The sequence below is a fragment of the Desertivirga brevis genome (assembly GCF_017355835.1).
The window spans coordinates 79,303-96,736 of record NZ_JAFEWF010000003.1 but is presented as its reverse complement, the minus strand read 5'-3'; the positions used below and the strand labels follow the sequence as shown (position 1 = coordinate 96,736).

At 40.0% G+C, this 17,434-nt stretch carries 15 protein-coding genes and 1 pseudogene; 7 read left to right on the top strand and 9 right to left on the bottom strand.

Features of this window, described 5'->3' with window-relative positions:
• The first annotated feature begins 23 nt into the window (after positions 1-23).
• Entirely contained in the window at positions 24-887 is an 864-nt protein-coding gene (locus tag J4N25_RS10800) for an AMP nucleosidase (RefSeq protein ID WP_207422215.1), read from the top strand.
• A gap of 98 nt (positions 888-985) precedes the next feature.
• Positions 986-1,957, top strand: a pseudogene (locus J4N25_RS10795) (PLP-dependent cysteine synthase family protein); the annotation flags it as partial.
• A gap of 107 nt (positions 1,958-2,064) precedes the next feature.
• Here J4N25_RS10795 and murA read toward each other — a convergent pair.
• From murA to serS, 3 genes are all read right to left on the bottom strand, one after another.
• Positions 2,065-3,390 carry a UDP-N-acetylglucosamine 1-carboxyvinyltransferase gene (murA, locus tag J4N25_RS10790; RefSeq protein WP_207422214.1) on the bottom strand — a complete coding sequence of 442 codons (1,326 nt, stop codon included), beginning with the start codon at positions 3,388-3,390 and terminating at the stop codon, positions 2,065-2,067.
• 28 nt (positions 3,391-3,418) lie between these two features.
• The gene (locus tag J4N25_RS10785) at positions 3,419-4,105 is read right to left on the bottom strand and encodes a DUF4290 domain-containing protein (protein WP_207422213.1); all 687 of its coding nucleotides are present in this window, start codon (positions 4,103-4,105) and stop codon (positions 3,419-3,421) included.
• A 280-nt stretch (positions 4,106-4,385) separates the two neighbouring features.
• Positions 4,386-5,654: a serine--tRNA ligase gene (serS, locus tag J4N25_RS10780; protein WP_207422212.1), complete on the bottom strand. Its 1,269-nt coding sequence runs from the start codon at positions 5,652-5,654 to the stop codon at positions 4,386-4,388.
• Positions 5,655-5,795: 141 nt separating this feature from the next.
• Here serS and rsmI point away from each other — a divergent pair, with 141 nt between their 5' ends.
• A complete protein-coding gene (gene rsmI / locus J4N25_RS10775; protein WP_207422211.1) occupies positions 5,796-6,467 on the top strand; it encodes a 16S rRNA (cytidine(1402)-2'-O)-methyltransferase in 672 nt (223 codons plus the stop codon).
• 56 nt (positions 6,468-6,523) lie between these two features.
• Here the strand turns inward: rsmI and J4N25_RS10770 are convergent, their stop codons facing one another.
• From J4N25_RS10770 to J4N25_RS10760, 3 genes are all read right to left on the bottom strand, one after another.
• Positions 6,524-7,237: a carbonic anhydrase gene (locus tag J4N25_RS10770; protein WP_207422210.1), complete on the bottom strand. Its 714-nt coding sequence runs from the start codon at positions 7,235-7,237 to the stop codon at positions 6,524-6,526.
• Positions 7,230-8,843 (bottom strand): SulP family inorganic anion transporter, encoded by a 1,614-nt coding sequence (locus tag J4N25_RS10765; protein ID WP_207422209.1) that lies wholly within the window; start codon positions 8,841-8,843, stop codon positions 7,230-7,232. Before J4N25_RS10765 ends, J4N25_RS10770 begins: the two co-directional genes overlap by 8 nt.
• Before the next feature lie 92 nt (positions 8,844-8,935).
• Complete coding sequence (locus J4N25_RS10760; protein ID WP_207422208.1) at positions 8,936-9,265, bottom strand: hypothetical protein; 330 nt, start codon at positions 9,263-9,265, stop codon at positions 8,936-8,938.
• Between the two features lie 216 nt (positions 9,266-9,481).
• Here J4N25_RS10760 and J4N25_RS10755 point away from each other — a divergent pair, with 216 nt between their 5' ends.
• The 4 genes from J4N25_RS10755 to J4N25_RS10740 all read left to right on the top strand — a co-directional run bounded on the left by J4N25_RS10755 (position 9,482) and on the right by J4N25_RS10740 (position 13,484).
• Positions 9,482-11,263, top strand: a complete 1,782-nt coding sequence (locus J4N25_RS10755; RefSeq protein WP_207422207.1) for an ABC transporter ATP-binding protein — start codon at positions 9,482-9,484, stop codon at positions 11,261-11,263.
• 146 nt (positions 11,264-11,409) lie between these two features.
• Positions 11,410-12,291: a succinate--CoA ligase subunit alpha gene (gene sucD / locus J4N25_RS10750; protein WP_207422206.1), complete on the top strand. Its 882-nt coding sequence runs from the start codon at positions 11,410-11,412 to the stop codon at positions 12,289-12,291.
• A gap of 96 nt (positions 12,292-12,387) precedes the next feature.
• Positions 12,388-12,867 (top strand): TlpA family protein disulfide reductase, encoded by a 480-nt coding sequence (locus J4N25_RS10745; RefSeq protein WP_207422205.1) that lies wholly within the window; start codon positions 12,388-12,390, stop codon positions 12,865-12,867.
• A gap of 5 nt (positions 12,868-12,872) precedes the next feature.
• On the top strand, positions 12,873-13,484 hold the full coding sequence (locus J4N25_RS10740; protein WP_207422204.1) for a thioredoxin family protein: 612 nt from the start codon (positions 12,873-12,875) through the stop codon (positions 13,482-13,484).
• A gap of 33 nt (positions 13,485-13,517) precedes the next feature.
• Here J4N25_RS10740 and J4N25_RS10735 read toward each other — a convergent pair whose 3' ends face one another.
• From J4N25_RS10735 to J4N25_RS10725, 3 genes are all read right to left on the bottom strand, one after another.
• Entirely contained in the window at positions 13,518-14,303 is a 786-nt protein-coding gene (locus tag J4N25_RS10735; RefSeq protein ID WP_207422203.1) for an SDR family NAD(P)-dependent oxidoreductase, read from the bottom strand.
• Positions 14,304-14,374: 71 nt separating this feature from the next.
• On the bottom strand, positions 14,375-14,956 hold the full coding sequence (locus J4N25_RS10730) for a DUF4833 domain-containing protein (RefSeq protein ID WP_207422202.1): 582 nt from the start codon (positions 14,954-14,956) through the stop codon (positions 14,375-14,377).
• Positions 14,957-15,071: 115 nt separating this feature from the next.
• The gene (locus J4N25_RS10725; RefSeq protein WP_207422201.1) at positions 15,072-17,339 is read right to left on the bottom strand and encodes an aconitate hydratase; all 2,268 of its coding nucleotides are present in this window, start codon (positions 17,337-17,339) and stop codon (positions 15,072-15,074) included.
• Between the last annotated feature and the right edge of the window lie 95 nt (positions 17,340-17,434).

Here is a 17,434-nt window from a genome sequence, read left to right as displayed (position 1 = left end):
TTTTGTTTAAAATGCGTTTATTTATGAATGAAGAAAAAGATGTTAAAAAAGACCCGGAAATTGTAGCTAAAGCAGAAAAGATCAAAGAAGTTACCTCCCCGGTAAAAAAAGGTCTTAAAACCAAAGAACAGATTGTAAATAACTGGCTACCCCGCTACACCGGCCGTCCGCTAGAAGACTTTACCGATTTTATTCTCTTAACCAACTTTTCAAAGTACCTGCAACTCTTCTCTGAATGGCACGATAATGCTCCAATAATGGGGCTTGATAAACCTATGCAAAGTGTGAAAGCAGAGGGTATCACTATCATTAACTTTGGAATGGGAAGTCCTCTGGCAGCGACAATGATGGATTTGCTAAGTGCTATCAAACCAAAAGCAGTTTTATTTCTTGGCAAATGCGGCGGGTTGAAGAAAAAGAATAATATCGGCGACCTGATACTACCAATTGCAGCAATACGAGGAGAAGGTACTTCAAATGACTACTTCCCTCCGGAAGTTCCAGCGCTTCCTTCCTTCGCCTTACAAAAAGCCATTTCGACGACTATTCGTGACAATTCCCGGGATTATTGGACCGGCACCTGCTATACCACTAACAGAAGGGTGTGGGAACACGATAAGTCGTTCAAGAAATATCTTAAAGAGCTAAGAGCTATGGCAATAGACATGGAGACTGCAACTATATTTACTGCTGGCTTTGCGAATAAGATTCCTACAGGTGCTCTCCTATTAGTTTCAGACCAACCGATGATTCCGGAAGGCGTAAAAACGGCTGAAAGCGATTCAAAAGTAACAGAGAACTTTGTTGAAACTCATCTTAGAATTGGAATTGCTTCCCTGAAGCAGCTTATCAACAACGGACTGACAGTCAAACACCTTCAGTTCTAAGGCATCAAAACCCTTTAGCATATTGTTTGTAGCTTTATCATCTACTTACTCTATGCTACCTCAAATAACCATCATCTTGTCTTACCTATCTTTCCGTTATGTGGTACAATAACATTTTAGAGACTGTTGGCAATACGCCCTTGGTAAAATTAAATGTTGTAACAGGGAACATTAAGGCACTGGTACTTGCAAAAATAGAAACTACAAATCCGGGAAACTCAATAAAAGACCGGATGGCGTTGAAAATGATTGAAGATGCAGAGCGAGAAGGAAAGCTAAAACCAGGAGGAACAATCATTGAAGGGACATCTGGAAACACGGGTATGGGTTTGGCAATTGCTGCAGTTGTAAAAGGATACAAGTGTATTTTTACTACTACAGACAAACAATCAAAAGAAAAAATAGACGCTCTTCGTGCATACGGAGCAGAAGTGATTGTGTGCCCAACTAATGTCGAGCCTGAAGATCCCCGTTCTTACTATTCGGTGGCATCGCAATTGGAAAAAGAGATACCAAACTCCTGGAAAGCCAATCAGTATGATAACTTGTCAAACTCAGAGGCCAACTATGAGCAGACGGGCCCCGAGATCTGGGCCCAGACAGAGGGGAAAATCACTCACTTAATTGGAGGAGTTGGAACGGGTGGAACGCTTTCAGGTGCAGGGAGATATCTCAAAAAGAAGAATCCTTCTATAAAAATTTGGGGAATAGACAGCTATGGGTCTGTTTTCAAGAAATATAAAGAGACAGGTATTTTCGATAAGAAAGAGATTTACTCTTACATTACCGAAGGTATTGGCGAAGACTTCTTACCTGCTAATGTTAACTTTGATTTGATAGATCATTTTGAAAAAGTGACAGACAGGGATGCCGCACTTATGACAAGGGAAATAGCTAGAAAGGAAGGGATTTTTGCAGGGAACTCATCGGGAGCTGTAATTGCGGGATTACTGCAATTGCAAGACCGCCTAAAAGAGACCGATTTGGTAGTCGCAATATTCCATGATCATGGGACACGCTACCTAGGGAAGATGTTCAATGATGACTGGTTGCGTGAACAAGGGTTCCTTGATTGATTCTTCGCAATCAAGTTCCTTTAAACGAACATATCATATTAAATATACTGTACATGAAAAAGCCCCGCAAAATGCGAGGCTTTAATAGCATTATAAGGTTCTTAATGCCCCTTAGGCATCACGTCTATTCGTTTAATATCTGCTCCTAAAGCCCTTAAACGAGTATCAATATCCTGATACCCTCTTTCTATCTGCTCTATATTATGAATTATTGACCGGCCACTTGCAGATAACGCTGCAATTAACAAGGAAACACCAGCACGTATATCTGGGGAGGTCATCTCAATGCCCCTCAATTTTACCTGATGATTTAATCCCATAACGGTAGCACGGTGAGGATCACATAGTATGATCTGGGCACCCATATCGATTAACTTATCTACAAAGAATAAACGGCTCTCAAACATCTTCTGATGAATAAGCACGTTACCTTTTGCTTGCGTGGCGACCACCAGCACAATACTTAATAGATCGGGGGTAAAACCTGGCCACGGAGCATCGGCTATCGTTAGTATTGAACCATCAATAAAGGTATCGATCTCATAGCTATCCTGTGCTGGAATAAAGATATCGTCACCTCTCCTTTCAAGATTGATTCCGAGTCGCCGGAAAACATTAGGTATTATACCAAGTTCGTCAAACTGGACATCTTTGATAGTAATCTCCGATCCCGTCATAGCAGCCAAACCAATGAAAGAACCTATTTCAATCATATCTGGTAATAGACGATGCTCCGTTCCCCCTAATTGTTCTACACCTTCAATAGTAAGAAGATTGGAGCTGATGCCGGAAATCTTAGCTCCCATTCTGTTCAGCATTTTACATAATTGCTGAAGATAAGGTTCACAGGCAGCATTGTATATCGTTGTTGTTCCCTTTGCAAGTACAGCAGCCATAACAACATTTGCGGTGCCTGTAACAGAAGCTTCATCTAAAAGGATGTATGTACCCTGGAGATTAGTAGCATCGACGTTAAAGAAGCTTGAATCAGAGTCGTAGTTAAACTTTGCTCCCAATTTCTCGAAGCCGAGGAAGTGGGTGTCTAGTCTTCTTCGACCAATTTTATCTCCTCCAGGTTTAGGAATTGCAGCAGTGCCAAAACGGGCAAGCAAAGGGCCGACAATCATAATCGATCCACGAAGGCTTCCTCCTTTAGACCGGAATTCTTGAGACTTGAAGAAATCGAGATTGATATTCCTGGCTTCAAAGGAGTAGGTATCTTTATTAAGGCGCTCAACGGTTACTCCCAGATCTCCTAGAAGTTCTATAAGCTTATTTACATCTTTTATGTCAGGAATATTGCTTATAGTAACCTTCTCTTCAGTAAGTAATACGGCTGAAATGACCTGAAGAGCTTCGTTTTTCGCTCCTTGGGGTATAATCTCTCCCTTCAGCGGTTTCCCGCCGTGGATTTCAAATGCGTTCATTGTTTATAGAAATAGATTGGGGAAAAAATTACTTCCTTTTTCCGTTATTGTTACTTTTTGCACGACCGTTATTTCCTTTATTAAGACTCATCCGGCCTTTGTTGATGTTTGAGCCATTTGAGTTACTGCTTCCTGGCTTTTGCCTTACACCCGGAGCGTTAGTGCGGACCTCGACTTTTGCTAAGGTATAATTTTCATCAAGGATTAGCTCTCCGTTTGAAAGTTCTCTTAGGTCATTAACAATGGTTTCATCAGCAACAGTATCCTTATTCCAGGTAACATAAGCCACCTTCATGAAACTAGCGATATTTTGAACCATAAGTTGGCGACGTTGCGGTTCATCAACAGCCTTAGCCCTTTTAATCATCATTTCAACGGTCTTACCATAATGTTTAAATCTTATAGGCCTTTGTGGATAGCCTAAAGGCTCGGGTCTCTTATGCATAGCCTCCTCTGCCGGCTTTGGATACGGAGAATCTACATCAATCTTAAAATCAGAAATAATGTGAAGATGATCCCACAATTTGTGTTTGAAATCAGTTACGTCTCTAAGATGTGGATTTAAAAATCCCATCAAATCAATTACAACTTGTGCATGCCTGTTGCGTTCTTCCTTTGTTGGCAAAGAACATATATAGGCAACCATGTTTTGCACGTTTCGGCCGTATTCAGCCAGGATCAACTTATCCCTTGTGGTATTATAATCGAATATCATTTTAATTTTGTTAGGACCGGAGGTTTAACACCGGGTCTTTTATAATTTGGAATAGCCTATATTCCAAAGATTTGCACTTTAAGCAAAACCTAATTTCCCAGTTAAAGTTTCAGGAAAGGCGGATAAGTAAAATAATTCTCATATAGAGTTTTGTATGCCGAGTTTGGCTTTACTTTTCCTATTAACGTGGTAAAGATATAGTATTATGTATAAAAGAAAAAAAGATTTCCTCAGTAGCTGAAGAAATCTTTTTTAGTATATTTTTACAGTTGTTTACAGGTTAATCTATAAATTCAAATTTGGTATAAGGAACCAAAGCAGCAGGTATTCTGATTCCATTTTCTGTTTGATTATTTTCTAGTAATGTTGCAACTATCCTTGGCAATGCAAGTGCACTGCCATTTAATGTATGCGCCAACTGGGCCTTCCCTTCCTTTCCTTTATAACGGAGTTTTAACCGGTTGGTCTGAAAGGTTTCAAAATTAGAAACAGAAGATACTTCTAACCAACGCTCCTGGGCAGCGCACCATACTTCCATGTCGTAAGTTAGAGCAGAAGCGAAGCCCATATCTCCACCGCAAAGTCGCAGTACACGATAAGGTAATTCTAACTTCTGAAGAAGGGATTGCACATAGCTACTCATCTCCTCTAAGATCTCGTAGGACTTTTCCGGATGGGCTACCTGGACAATTTCGACCTTATCGAACTGATGTAATCTATTTAAACCTCTTACATGCGCTCCATAAGATCCTGCTTCCCGACGAAAACATGGTGTATAAGCACAATTCTTTATAGGCAGGTCTTCTTCTCTTAAGATAACGTCGCGGTAAAGATTAGTAACAGGCACTTCAGCCGTAGGTATAAGGTAAAGATTATCAACGCCAACATGATACATTTGTCCTTCCTTATCTGGTAGCTGTCCGGTACCAAAGCCAGAAGCCTCATTCACTACTATCGGCGGCTGCATTTCCCTGTAACCAGCAGCTTCTGCATTATCCAGAAAAAAATTGATCAAGGCGCGCTGAAGCTTCGCTCCTTTGCCTTTATATACAGGGAACCCTGCTCCAGCTATTTTATTACCTAATTCGAAATCTATTATATCATACTTAGCTGCGAGTTCCCAGTGTGGAAGCTTAACTGTCAGTTCAGGCTTAACTCCGCTTTCGAGTACTACTTCATTCTCTTCGGGAGTTATACCTTCCGGTACAGATTGATGCGGGAGATTAGGCAATAACACTATTTTACTTTGAAGATCATGCTCTGCTTTTACAAGCTTATCTCCAAGTTCTTTGGTTTGCTCTTTAAGTACAGGTGTCTTTGCCTTGAGCTCTTCTGCCTCCTGCTTTTTACCCTGTCGCATCAAGTCGCCTATGTGCTTTGCAATGCTGTTTGCTTCAGCTGAAACTGAGTCTAGTTGCGACTGGGTTTGTCTTCTTAATTCATCGAGGGAAATAATCTCATCAACTATATCCAACTGCTTGAAATTTTTAACGGCCAATCGTTCTAAAACTTTCTCTTTGTTTTCTCTGATATAACTAACTTGCAGCATCGTTTTTAAAATTTTTGACAAAGATATAAACTGTTTGCGGTTTGAAGATACCCCTTTAAAGATAGTCCTGGTTATCGATATAAGATTATAAAAATACTATTTTGATTAAGGAAGCACGAAAACTGCAATAGAATAGGACATATGAGCGGTAGACTATACTTGGTTCCCACCCCGATCGGGAATTTAGAAGATATTACATTCAGGGCAATACGGGTTTTGAAAGAAGCTGATCTCATCCTGGCCGAGGATACAAGAACAAGCGCACCTCTATTAAAACATTTTGGCATTGAGAAACGCGTATTTGCTCATCATCAGCATAATGAACATAAAGCAAGCTTAGAAATTGTGCGTTTTCTCAAGGAAGGGCAGAAAATTGCACTTATTTCAGATGCAGGTACTCCCGCTATTTCTGATCCGGGATTCTTTCTTGTAAGGGAAGCCTTGAAACACGGACTTGAAATTGAATGCCTTCCGGGTGCCACAGCCTTCGTCCCTGCACTGGTAAACTCGGGTCTTCCTTCTGACAGGTTTACGTTTGAAGGTTTTCTACCGGTAAAAAAAGGCAGGCAAACACGGCTAAGGGAATTAAGTGAAGAGGAAAGAACAATGATCTTTTACGAATCTCCACACCGTTTGCTAAAAACACTTGAGGAATTCGCTTTAGTGTTCGGTGAGGACCGGGAAGCTTCGGTATCGAGAGAATTAACGAAAGTATTTGAGGAAACCGTTAGGGGCACAATACCTCAAATAAAAGCTCACTTTACAGAGAATGTATTAAAAGGAGAATTCGTTATCTGTGTTGCTGGAAAATAAAAAGGGTGTTCCCTGGCTTGGGAACATCCTTTACTATAGACTTAAACTTAAAGAGATTATAGAGCGAAAACTTTTCCCAGGTTGACACTACTGTTACATGATACTTTAAGATCCTTCACGTAGCCTGTACCAATATCAATTACCCAACCATGGATTTCAAGATCCACCCGTTCTTTCCAGGCGTTTTGAATGATGGTAGTTTTACAAAGGTTAAATACCTGTTCGATTACATTCAATTCAACCAGTCGATTTGCCCTTTGTTTATCATCGGTGATCAAATCCAATTCGTGGCTATGCAGTCTGTATACGTCTTTGATATGGCGCAGCCAATTATCAATCAGACCAAACTGTTTATTGCCCATAGCAGCGATAACCCCACCACAACCATAATGCCCTGCTACAATCACATGCTTCACCTTCAAGACGTTAACTGCGTAATCGAGCACACTAAGCATGTTCATGTCTGAGTGCACACACACGTTGGCAATATTTCTATGAACAAAAACTTCGCCTGGTTTTGTGCCAGTAACCTCATTTGCAGGTACCCTGCTATCGGCACATCCAATCCAAAGCACCTGTGGATTTTGTCCAGCAGCAAGCTTGTTGAAATAATCAGGGTCATCTGCCAATGATCGTTCAACAAAGGCTCTGTTTCCGTCAATCAACTGCTGATAGGTATTTTTACTTCTCTCCTTTAATTCAGCAGCCAGTTCTGGCGTTATATTAAGAGGAGATGAAGGATTTGTATCTCTGTTTACGATGTTAGACATGATCTTTTAGGCTATCTGGTTTAAATATTAAGTCCTTCAACTGAGGTACATCGTATTTGTGTTTAATGTTAACAAGCTGCACAATTATTCCACGACTGAAGGCATTATGGCGGAAGTTATGAATAATTTCAAGTACGTCTAAATCTATGTATCTTGAATTAGTTCCGTCAATCACCACATCTACGCCTGATGGTAAATGATTTAAGGTGTATTGGATAGCAGCCTTATTAAGGAAAGACACTTCCTCCGCCAATTTTATCTGTATTACCTTCTTATTTCCGTTGGTACTAATTGTATAAAAATATGGATTCCGAAGATTATTACGAAGGATGTAAAAAACACCTATAAGCATTCCAATTGCTACTCCCTTTAGAAGGTCGGTGAACACAACTGCAAGAACCGTAACGACAAATGGTATAAATTGAGTTTTACCTTCCTTCCACATCTTTTTGAATAGATCGAGTTTAGCTAATTTATAACCAGTCATCAATAGTATCGCGGCAAGACATGATAAAGGAATACTATTGAGCAAACCCGGAATTAATAGAAGGGATAAAAGAAGCCAGGCTCCGTGCATAATTGCACTCATTTTGGTTTTTGCACCAGAATTAACATTTGCAGAAGAACGAACGATTACAGCCGTCATGGGAAGTCCCCCTAAAAGACCGCTGGTAACGTTACCTATCCCCTGGGCTAGTAATTCACGGTTTGTAGGAGACACACGTTTATATGGATCTATCTTGTCAACCGCCTCGACGCTAAGAAGAGTTTCGAGACTTGCGACTATAGCTAATGTTCCAGCGACTGTCCATACATCAGGACTAGTGATTTTACTAAAATCAGGCGAGCGGAAGAGTCCGACAAATTCATTAAAAGACTGAACTACAGGAATTTTAACCAAATGCTCTGCTTTTATTTCAAACTGAGTACCTGAGAATGCATAGTTCAATACAATACCCAACACTACGACTATTAGTGGAGCAGGGACGGAGGCAAGTTTTTTTACTTTAGGCCAATAAATAAGGATTGCCAGAGAAAGAGTACTTATGATAACTGCCCCATAACTAAGCCTGCTTAAAGCAGCAGTTATAACAGAAAAAGTATTATTATTATCAGGCCCTTTAAAACTCTCATCTCCTTCGAAATCCGCATCATAGCCTACTGCATGAGGGATTTGTTTCAAAATAAGAATGATCCCGATAGCAGCAAGCATTCCCTCAATCACTGAGGATGGAAAATAGCTTGCTATAGTACCTGCTTTGAGGACGCCAAGAGCAATCTGCATAAGTCCCGCAAGAAGGATCGCTAAAAGGAACGTCTCATAAGTTCCCAGCTTAGTAATTGCACCAAAAACAATAACCGTCAATCCGGCTGCCGGACCACTGACACTAAGTTGCGATCCACTAACCGAAGCTACCACAACTCCCCCAATAATACCCGTCAATAGCCCTGCAAACAGCGGAGCTCCCGAGGCAAGGGCAATTCCCAAACACAGTGGCAGAGCCACCAAAAACACAACTATACTAGCTGGAAAATCTTTCTTAAAATTCGCAAGCGAAAACAAGCTTTTTGAATTATACTGTGCACGCTCAATCGGAGACGCCATATTTCAAAAGGTTAAATCATTAAAAATAAAATAAATATTGGCTTAAAAAAAGCATTGCTCACGTGGTAAGCGCCAAAGACGACGATTAGCTATTAAGCATTTGGAGGTGGTGTAGGAACGGGAGGATAGAAAGGGCGAACATGCTTATCATGATCAAAGTTCCCACATTTTAAATCTAATTGAAAAATAGGGTCAACAATGAAGTGATGATACTGTGAAACATTAAGATAATCCTTAATAGCAATTCCTTTTATGTCAATTGATTTAGGAGTATCTTCCATTTCCAACTGCGTTATTGCCGCCTTTACAGATTTCACATCGAAATGAACAGCTACAAGAGGAGCAATAGAGATGGCTATCTTGCAAAAGAAGATTGTTAAAAAAAGGATACTGGAAAGCTTCTTTACTATAGCTCTGTTCATTTTATCTGGTTAGCCCTTACACAAATGTACTTAATTTGTCTTCCATTTGTTGAGGTTATTCAATTTTTACAAAAACCCTACATCTTAAGTAGGATTCAAAGTATTTACAATAAATCTTTGATCATAAAGATGCAACATTAAGCTTATTTAACTCTTTCTGTAAAGAAACAAAGCTTAGCTTTTTTCAATATCATTAACTTCGCGAGAATTAAAGTTATGGCAAAAGTTACTGGTAAAGCATATGATTTCAGTCTTCTTAAACGCATATTTAGATATGTTAGTCCATATAAGAATATTTTTACCTTATCTGTAACCCTTACAATACTCCTGGCCGCCCTGTCTCCTACCAGACCGTTTCTTATACAGTATACTGTAGATCATTTTATACTAAATAATAATCAACCCGGTTTAATTAGGATTTCCTTCCTCATGTTAGGCTTGTTACTTATTCAAACGGTAGTTCAGTATTATCACACTTTCCTGACCAATAAATTGGGACAGTCAACAATAAAAGGCCTGCGAATAGATGTTTTCAATCATATTTCCAGGTTGCGTTTAAATTATTTCGATAGAACTCCGATCGGACAATTAATAACCCGAAGTGTTTCAGACCTTGAAACTATTGCAGACATTTTTTCCGAAGGATTAATCATGATCATTGGCGATATTCTTCAACTAGTAGCCCTGATTGCAGTTATGACATGGACGGACTGGAAACTTACTTTAATAGTTCTTTGTCCTATGCCTCTTCTTATCCTCGCAACCTATATTTTTAAGGAATCTATAAAATCTGCATTTCAGGAGGTCCGGGCGCAAGTATCCCATTTAAATACTTTCTTACAAGAGCATATTACGGGAATGAATATCACGCAATACTTTGCCAAAGAAGATCAGGAGATGTATAAATTTAAAATTATTAACTCCAGGCACAGGGATGCTCATATAAGGTCTAATTGGTACTACTCTATCTTCTACCCAGTGGTAGAGATTATTTCGGCGATGAGTATTGGTTTGCTCGTGTGGTTCGGCTCGAAATCTATTTTGGAACATAACATCTCTCCTGGAGTGGTGATGGCCTTTATTATGTATATCAATATGATGTTTCGTCCGATAAGAGAGCTTGCAGACAAATTTAATACGCTACAAATGGGAATGGTTGGGGCCGAACGCATTTTTTCAGTATTGGACACTCATGAAGAAGAATATACAAAAGGAAAAATAAGCCTTCCTGAAGTGAGAGGTAAGATAGAATTCGATGGCGTTTGGTTTGCCTACAACGAGGAGAAGTGGGTATTGAAAGGCATAAACTTTGAAGTAAATCCAGGTGAAACTCTTGCATTAGTAGGTGCGACAGGTGCGGGTAAATCTTCGATAATTAATCTTCTCAATCGTTTTTACGCAATTAATAAGGGCAGCATTAAGTTAGATGGAGTGGATATCCGCGACTTTGATCTTCAATTTTTACGAAGTCAAATAGGAACTGTAATTCAAGATGTTTTTCTTTTTAGCGATACCATTAAAAATAACATAAGCCTTAACAACCCGGAAATAAGTGAGGAGCAGATCATCTCTGCGGCGAAAGAAGCCGGAGCAGATACTTTTATAAGGAATCTGCCGGGAGGGTATGATTACAATGTAATGGAAAGAGGCTCTACCCTTTCGGCGGGACAGGCTCAGTTAATCTCCTTTATCCGGGCAATGGTATATAATCCTAAGATCCTTGTTCTGGATGAAGCTACATCCTCCGTGGATACGGAAACAGAATATCTGATTCAGCAAACTATCCAAAAACTGATGAAGGGCAGGACCTCTATTGTTATTGCGCATCGTCTTTCTACCATTCAAAATGCAGATAAGATTATTGTATTAGACCACGGAGAGATTAAGGAAATTGGCTCGCATCAGGAATTATTGAAGCAGAACGGCCACTACAAACGTCTTTACGATCTGCAGTTTAACTCTACCGGCATTGAAAAGAGAAGTACGTCCATACAATAGCTCCAATAGCACTTGCATTTGAGTAATAACTAACAGTTGGTGAAAATTGCTCCTATTAAGCATCAATATTTTTACTTTTTTAGGCTTGTGATGAAAAGTATTTGTTAAAAAAATCTATAAGTTTGCAAAACTTTAAAAACCGATCAATGAGTGTATTAGTAAATAAAGATTCAAAAGTAATCGTGCAGGGTTTTACCGGCACCGAAGGTACTTATCATGCATCGCAAATGATTGAGTATGGAACACAGGTAGTTGGTGGTGTAACCCCTGGAAAAGGTGGACAAAGCCATTTAGACAGACCAGTATTCAACACCGTTAAAGACGCGGTAGAAAAAACAGGCGCTGATGTATCTATTATATTTGTACCTCCTGCATTTGCTGCTGATGCAATTATGGAAGCTGCTGAAGCTGGAATTAAAGTTATCGTTTGTATCACTGAAGGTATTCCTACCAAGGACATGGTTCAGGTGAAAGAATATATTAAAGACAAAGATTGCCGTTTAATTGGTCCTAACTGTCCTGGTATTATCACTGCAGACGAAGCTAAAATAGGTATCATGCCCGGCTTTATCTTCAAAAAAGGCAGCGTAGGTGTTGTGTCAAAATCAGGAACCTTAACTTACGAAGCCGTTGACCAGGTTGTTAAAGCAGGTTTGGGAATTACAACAGCTATTGGTATTGGTGGAGACCCTATCATTGGAACTCCGACAGTTGAAGCTGTTAAATTATTAATGAATGATCCAGAGACCAAAGGAATCATCATGATTGGTGAGATCGGTGGTGGAATGGAAGCTGAAGCTGCTCGTTGGATCAAAGAACACGGCACAAAACCAGTGGTAGGTTTCATTGCTGGTCAGACTGCGCCTCCGGGGCGCCGTATGGGCCATGCAGGAGCAATCGTGGGTGGTGCTGATGATACAGCAGCTGCAAAAATGCGCATTATGGCTGAATGTGGAATCCGTGTGGTAGAGTCTCCGGCCGAAATTGGCGCCGCAATGGCAGAAGAACTTAGCAAAGTTTTAGCTTAATCACTTAAGCTCTTAGATAAAAGAATCCCGGACATTCATATGCCCGGGATTTTTTTATGTCATGAAACTTCTTTATCTTGGTGTAAAGATGCCACTATGAAAACGTTTATAACGTGCATTTTTCTAGCATTAATACCTCACTTTCTAAAGGCCCAAGATGTCAAGCTTCTGGAGATGGAAAAGCTTTCAAATAGGTTTGAGTTAGGGAGAGACACCACGTATATCATAAACTTCTGGGCAACGTGGTGCGCCCCATGTATCGCAGAAATGCCTTATTTCGAACAATTGCAAGCCAAGTATCAGAATGCTCCACTTAAGGTTATATTTCTTAGCCTTGATTTCAAGTCGCAATTGGAAAGCCGGGTTAAGCCTCTGGTTAAAAAAATGAATTTTAAGAGTGAGGTTTATCTTGCAGAAAAGAAGAATGAACAGGAATTTATAAATCAGATCAGTAAAGATTGGGAAGGTGCTATACCGGCTACTTTAATTATAAGCAAGGGGAAGGGGATTCGAAAATTTTACCAACAGGAATTTAGTTTCGAAACACTGGAAAACACATATAAATCGTTGAAATAAACCGTATGAAGAATTTACTATTATTATGCCTGCTAATTACCGGATTAATTGGTAAGGCACAAACCAGCGGCTATAAAACAGGTGACATAGCCTCAGACTTTAAACTTAAAAACGTTGATGGCAAACTTGTTTCTTTAAGTGATTATAAAGCTGCAAAAGGATATATAGTTATTTTCACGTGCAACACCTGTCCCTATGCTATTGCATATGAGGAAAGGATAAAGGAATTGAATCAGAAGTATGCATCCAAGGGGTATCCTGTAATTGCAATTAATCCCAACGACCCAGGAACGCAACCGGGAGATTCGTTCGAAAAAATGCAGGAACGGGCGAAAGAGAAGTCTTTCAACTTCCCCTATCTTTTTGACACTGATGAAATTGTAACAAAACAATTTGGGGCTAGCAGGACTCCTCACGTCTATATCCTTCAAAAAACAAATAAAGGTAACATAGTTGAATATATCGGCGCTATTGATGATGATACTGAGGGGACACGGGCTAACAAAGTGAAATATGTAGAAGCAGCTATTGACGCTTTATCCCGAGGCAAGAAACCTGAAATAGCAAATACTAAAGCAATTGGTTGTACAATAAAGTGGAAAAAACAAGGAGCTTAGAGTGGTAAGTTGAAGCCAGGTCTTAATAAGTTGCTATCTGGGAGTTTTATTTGAAAAAAGTTTCGCTGCTACTGTTTCAACAAGCATTTTAGGCAGTAAACGATTTGAGAAGGCGCCTATCCTATTTATATCTCCTACAAAGATTTCAGCCTTTCTTTCAAACAGTCCTTTGATAGCAACTTTCGCTATTTCCTCCGGCTGTTTACTAATCCTTTCAACTAATTCTACAGACGGAGCTTTCGCTCTATCCCAAAAGGCTGTTCTTACAGGACCGGGACAAAGACAGGAAACGTTAATTTTACTATGTTTTAGTTCGTATCTCAATGCTCTGCTAAAGGAAAGAACAAAAGCCTTGCTTGCAGCATAAACACCCATAAAAGGCATAGCCTGAAAAGCAGCAGTACTTGCAACATTTAAGATATGCGCATTCTTCTGCCCCTTTAACACCGGTAACAAGTGATGTGTTAAGCTTACCAGGGACTTTACATTCAGATCAAGCATACTTCCCACTTCATCTAATGATTGATGTTCAAATTCTCCGTAGAGTCCAAATCCAGCATTATTGACTAGTACTGATACAGGAAATTCCCCGGATCTAATCCACTCTCCAAGCTGACAAATATTTTCATGTTTTGTGAGATCAAGAGCTTTAATTTTCACTTCAATGGGTAGCTGGCCTTCTAACTCTTGCTTCAACAACTGTAAGTCTGTCGCCGAGCGAGCAACAAGGATCAGATTATAACCTCTTTTCGCCAGTTCTATCGCTAAATACTTTCCAACTCCCTTACTTCCGCCAGTTATTAAAGCATAATTATTCATATCCTGAAATAAAAAGTCCCGTTATTTAGAACAGGACTCGAATACTTTTGTGTTTTTAAGCACAAATTGGATCAAGATTGTTTTATATAGATACGATCCCTTATTTCTTCACCTGAGCTTGGATCGGTTCCGATGAGCTCGGCATAATGAACTTTAGGCCAGCCCAGCGTGCCCCAGGTTACCCGAACGAAAATTCGATTTAAGATTGCCTGTTTCTGCTTAATGCGTGCGTAAATATGATACTTATTATCTGACTCCGACTTAGCTAATAACAAAGGCAATTTGTCGTAAGAAACGAAGCGCAGCTCATACCTGTCTTTCCCAAGATACTTACTATTCAAACCGTAACCTAATCTTCGCTGCATAGAAGAAAGGTCTTGCTTTTGCCCTTTCTCTTCATACCTAATCCAATAGACGTTCACAGGCTTTTCCTGATCGACTGTTCCATTTTTTAAGTTTAGTTCGTAAATCACTGTGTTCCTATTCGGGTCGCGCTGTAAATAAAAAAGCTCGTTTTTTATTCCCTTTGGTACAGGTAAAACTGGTTCCGCATCAGGAGTTCCAGAAGCGATTATATCGGATGATAAGGATATGATAAAAAGGAACAAAAAACCTAACAGCCTTTTATTCAACCAGCTAAAGTTGGGAGTCATTATGTGCTTTCGATTTGAAACTTAGGTACAAAAGTAATACGATAAATCGATAATAAAAAAAGCCCCGCAAATGCAGGGCTCACAAGAATAAGCCTTTTAATATTTTAATACATCATTATGCTTGTTGTTTTGCTCTTATGATATTTAAAGCAGCTCCTGCCTTAAACCACTCGATCTGTTGCTCGTTGTACGTGTGGTTAACAGCGAATGTGTCTTGTGTTCCATCAGCATGGTGAAGAACAACTTTTAATTGCTTAGCTGGAGCAAACTCTGTTAATCCTAATATATCGATAGTATCGTCTTCCTGAACCTTATTATAATCTGCAACGTCAGCAAAAGTGATAGCTAACATACCTTGCTTCTTAAGGTTAGTTTCATGAATACGAGCAAAGGATTTTACTAATATAGCTCTAACACCCAAATGGCGAGGCTCCATTGCAGCATGTTCTCGGGATGAACCTTCTCCATAATTTTCATCACCAACTACAACAGTGCCGATACCTGCAGCCTTATAAGCGCGTTGAGTAGCCGGAACGGGTCCATACTCGCCGCTTAATTGGTTTTTAACAGAATCAGCAGTATCATTGAAGTAATTAATAGCCCCAATTAACATATTGTTAGAGATATTATCCAGGTGACCGCGGAATTTTAACCACGGGCCAGCCATAGAGATATGGTCAGTAGTACATTTTCCTTTAGCCTTAATTAAGAGACGAAGACCGTGTAAGTCGGTTCCTTCCCAGGCAGGGAAAGCGTCGAGAATTTGAAGACGGCTTGACTTCTCATCGACAAGTACTTGCACTTTGCTACCATCTTCTGCCGGAGCCTGGTATCCTGCATCTTCTACAGCATAACCTTTTATTGGCATTTCTAAACCTTGGGGCTCGTCCAATCTCACTTGTTCGCCTGCCTCGTTGGTTAAAGTATCTGTCATTGGGTTGAAGGTTAAATCACCCGCAATGGCCAAAGCAGTTACTATTTCCGGAGACGCTACAAATGAGTGAGTATTAGGGTTACCATCATTTCGTTTAGCAAAGTTTCTATTAAATGAAGTGATAATTGAGTTTTTACGAGTAGGATCATCCGTATGACGAGCCCACTGACCTATACAAGGACCACAAGCATTAGCTAAGACAACACCCCCAATTTGAGCGAACGTGTTTAGATATCCATCCCGTTCAACCGTATAACGCACCAATTCAGATCCTGGGGTTACGGTATATTCTGCTTTAGTCTTTAGATTTTTATCAATTGCCTGTTTAGCCAGCGATGCGGCACGAGTGATATCTTCATAAGAAGAGTTTGTGCAAGAACCAATCAAACCTACTTCCAATTTTGCCGGCCAGCCATGCTCTTTAACTGCAGCACCAAATTTTGAAAGAGGCCAAGCCAAGTCTGGTGTGAAAGGTCCATTAATATGAGGCTCAAGTTCAGAAAGGTTAATTTCAATTACCTGATCAAAGTATTGTTCAGGATCAGCATAAACCTCAGGATCTCCAGTTAGGTAATCTTTAACCTCGTTAGCAAGGTCAGCAATATCAGCTCTTTTAGTTCCACGCAAATAGCTTTCAGCTTTTTCGTCATAACCAAAAATTGAGGTAGTAGCTCCTATCTCTGCTCCCATGTTACAAATGGTTGCTTTACCAGTTGCAGATATAGAGCGGGCTCCCTCTCCAAAGTACTCAACGATTGCACCTGTTCCACCTTTCACTGTTAATATGCCAGCAACTTTAAGAATAACATCTTTAGCAGAAGCCCAGCCAGAAAGTTTACCTGTTAATTTAACACCGATCAGTTTAGGAAATTTAAGTTCCCACGCAAAACCGGCCATTACATCACAAGCATCAGCTCCACCAACACCAATAGCAATCATACCAAGACCGCCAGCATTCGGAGTATGAGAGTCGGTACCGATCATCATACCGCCCGGGAAGGCGTAATTTTCGAGAACAACCTGGTGGATAATCCCGGCACCTGGTTTCCAGAATCCGATACCATATTTATTAGAAACAGAGGAAAGGAAGTCGTATACTTCTTTATTTGTACTATTTGCGATTTCCAAGTCTTCATGGGCACCAATTTTTGCCTGAATCAGGTGATCACAGTGAACCGTTGACGGAACAGCAACCTGTGGCCTTCCTGCTTGCATAAACTGTAAAAGTGCCATCTGCGCTGTAGCGTCCTGCATCGCAACGCGGTCAGGAGCAAAATCAACATACGAAGCACCTCTTTGATATGCCTCGGTGGCATTTCCATCCCAAAGGTGGGAATAAAGGATCTTTTCAGTCAAAGTAAGTGGTTTACCTACTGCTTTTTTAGCTGCCTCTACTCTATCGCCGAAACGAGAATAAACAGCTTTAATCATTTCCAAATCAAAAGCCATAAAATACTTGAATATATAACAAAAGTATTAACTAATGAGCAAACTAAAAAGTTGCTTTACGAAAATTGAGCGGTTAAGATATTGTTTATAACCGT

Bases quoted from the DNA above. Each gene is read 5' to 3' on its own strand.
- J4N25_RS10730 (WP_207422202.1), bottom strand. From the start codon at position 14,956: ATGACTCCCAACTTTAGCTGGTTGAATAAAAGGCTGTTAGGTTTTTTG.
- J4N25_RS10785 (WP_207422213.1), bottom strand. From the start codon at position 4,105: ATGATATTCGATTATAATACCACAAGGGATAAGTTGATCCTGGCTGAA.
- serS (WP_207422212.1), bottom strand. From the start codon at position 5,654: ATGCTGCAAGTTAGTTATATCAGAGAAAACAAAGAGAAAGTTTTAGAA.
- sucD (WP_207422206.1), top strand. From the start codon at position 11,410: ATGAGTGTATTAGTAAATAAAGATTCAAAAGTAATCGTGCAGGGTTTT.
- murA (WP_207422214.1), bottom strand. From the start codon at position 3,390: ATGAACGCATTTGAAATCCACGGCGGGAAACCGCTGAAGGGAGAGATT.
- J4N25_RS10725 (WP_207422201.1), bottom strand. From the start codon at position 17,339: ATGGCTTTTGATTTGGAAATGATTAAAGCTGTTTATTCTCGTTTCGGC.
- J4N25_RS10800 (WP_207422215.1), top strand. From the start codon at position 24: ATGAATGAAGAAAAAGATGTTAAAAAAGACCCGGAAATTGTAGCTAAA.
- J4N25_RS10770 (WP_207422210.1), bottom strand. From the start codon at position 7,237: ATGTCTAACATCGTAAACAGAGATACAAATCCTTCATCTCCTCTTAAT.
- J4N25_RS10755 (WP_207422207.1), top strand. From the start codon at position 9,482: ATGGCAAAAGTTACTGGTAAAGCATATGATTTCAGTCTTCTTAAACGC.
- J4N25_RS10745 (WP_207422205.1), top strand. From the start codon at position 12,388: ATGAAAACGTTTATAACGTGCATTTTTCTAGCATTAATACCTCACTTT.
- J4N25_RS10765 (WP_207422209.1), bottom strand. From the start codon at position 8,843: ATGGCGTCTCCGATTGAGCGTGCACAGTATAATTCAAAAAGCTTGTTT.
- J4N25_RS10735 (WP_207422203.1), bottom strand. From the start codon at position 14,303: ATGAATAATTATGCTTTAATAACTGGCGGAAGTAAGGGAGTTGGAAAG.
- J4N25_RS10740 (WP_207422204.1), top strand. From the start codon at position 12,873: ATGAAGAATTTACTATTATTATGCCTGCTAATTACCGGATTAATTGGT.
- rsmI (WP_207422211.1), top strand. From the start codon at position 5,796: ATGAGCGGTAGACTATACTTGGTTCCCACCCCGATCGGGAATTTAGAA.
- J4N25_RS10760 (WP_207422208.1), bottom strand. From the start codon at position 9,265: ATGAACAGAGCTATAGTAAAGAAGCTTTCCAGTATCCTTTTTTTAACA.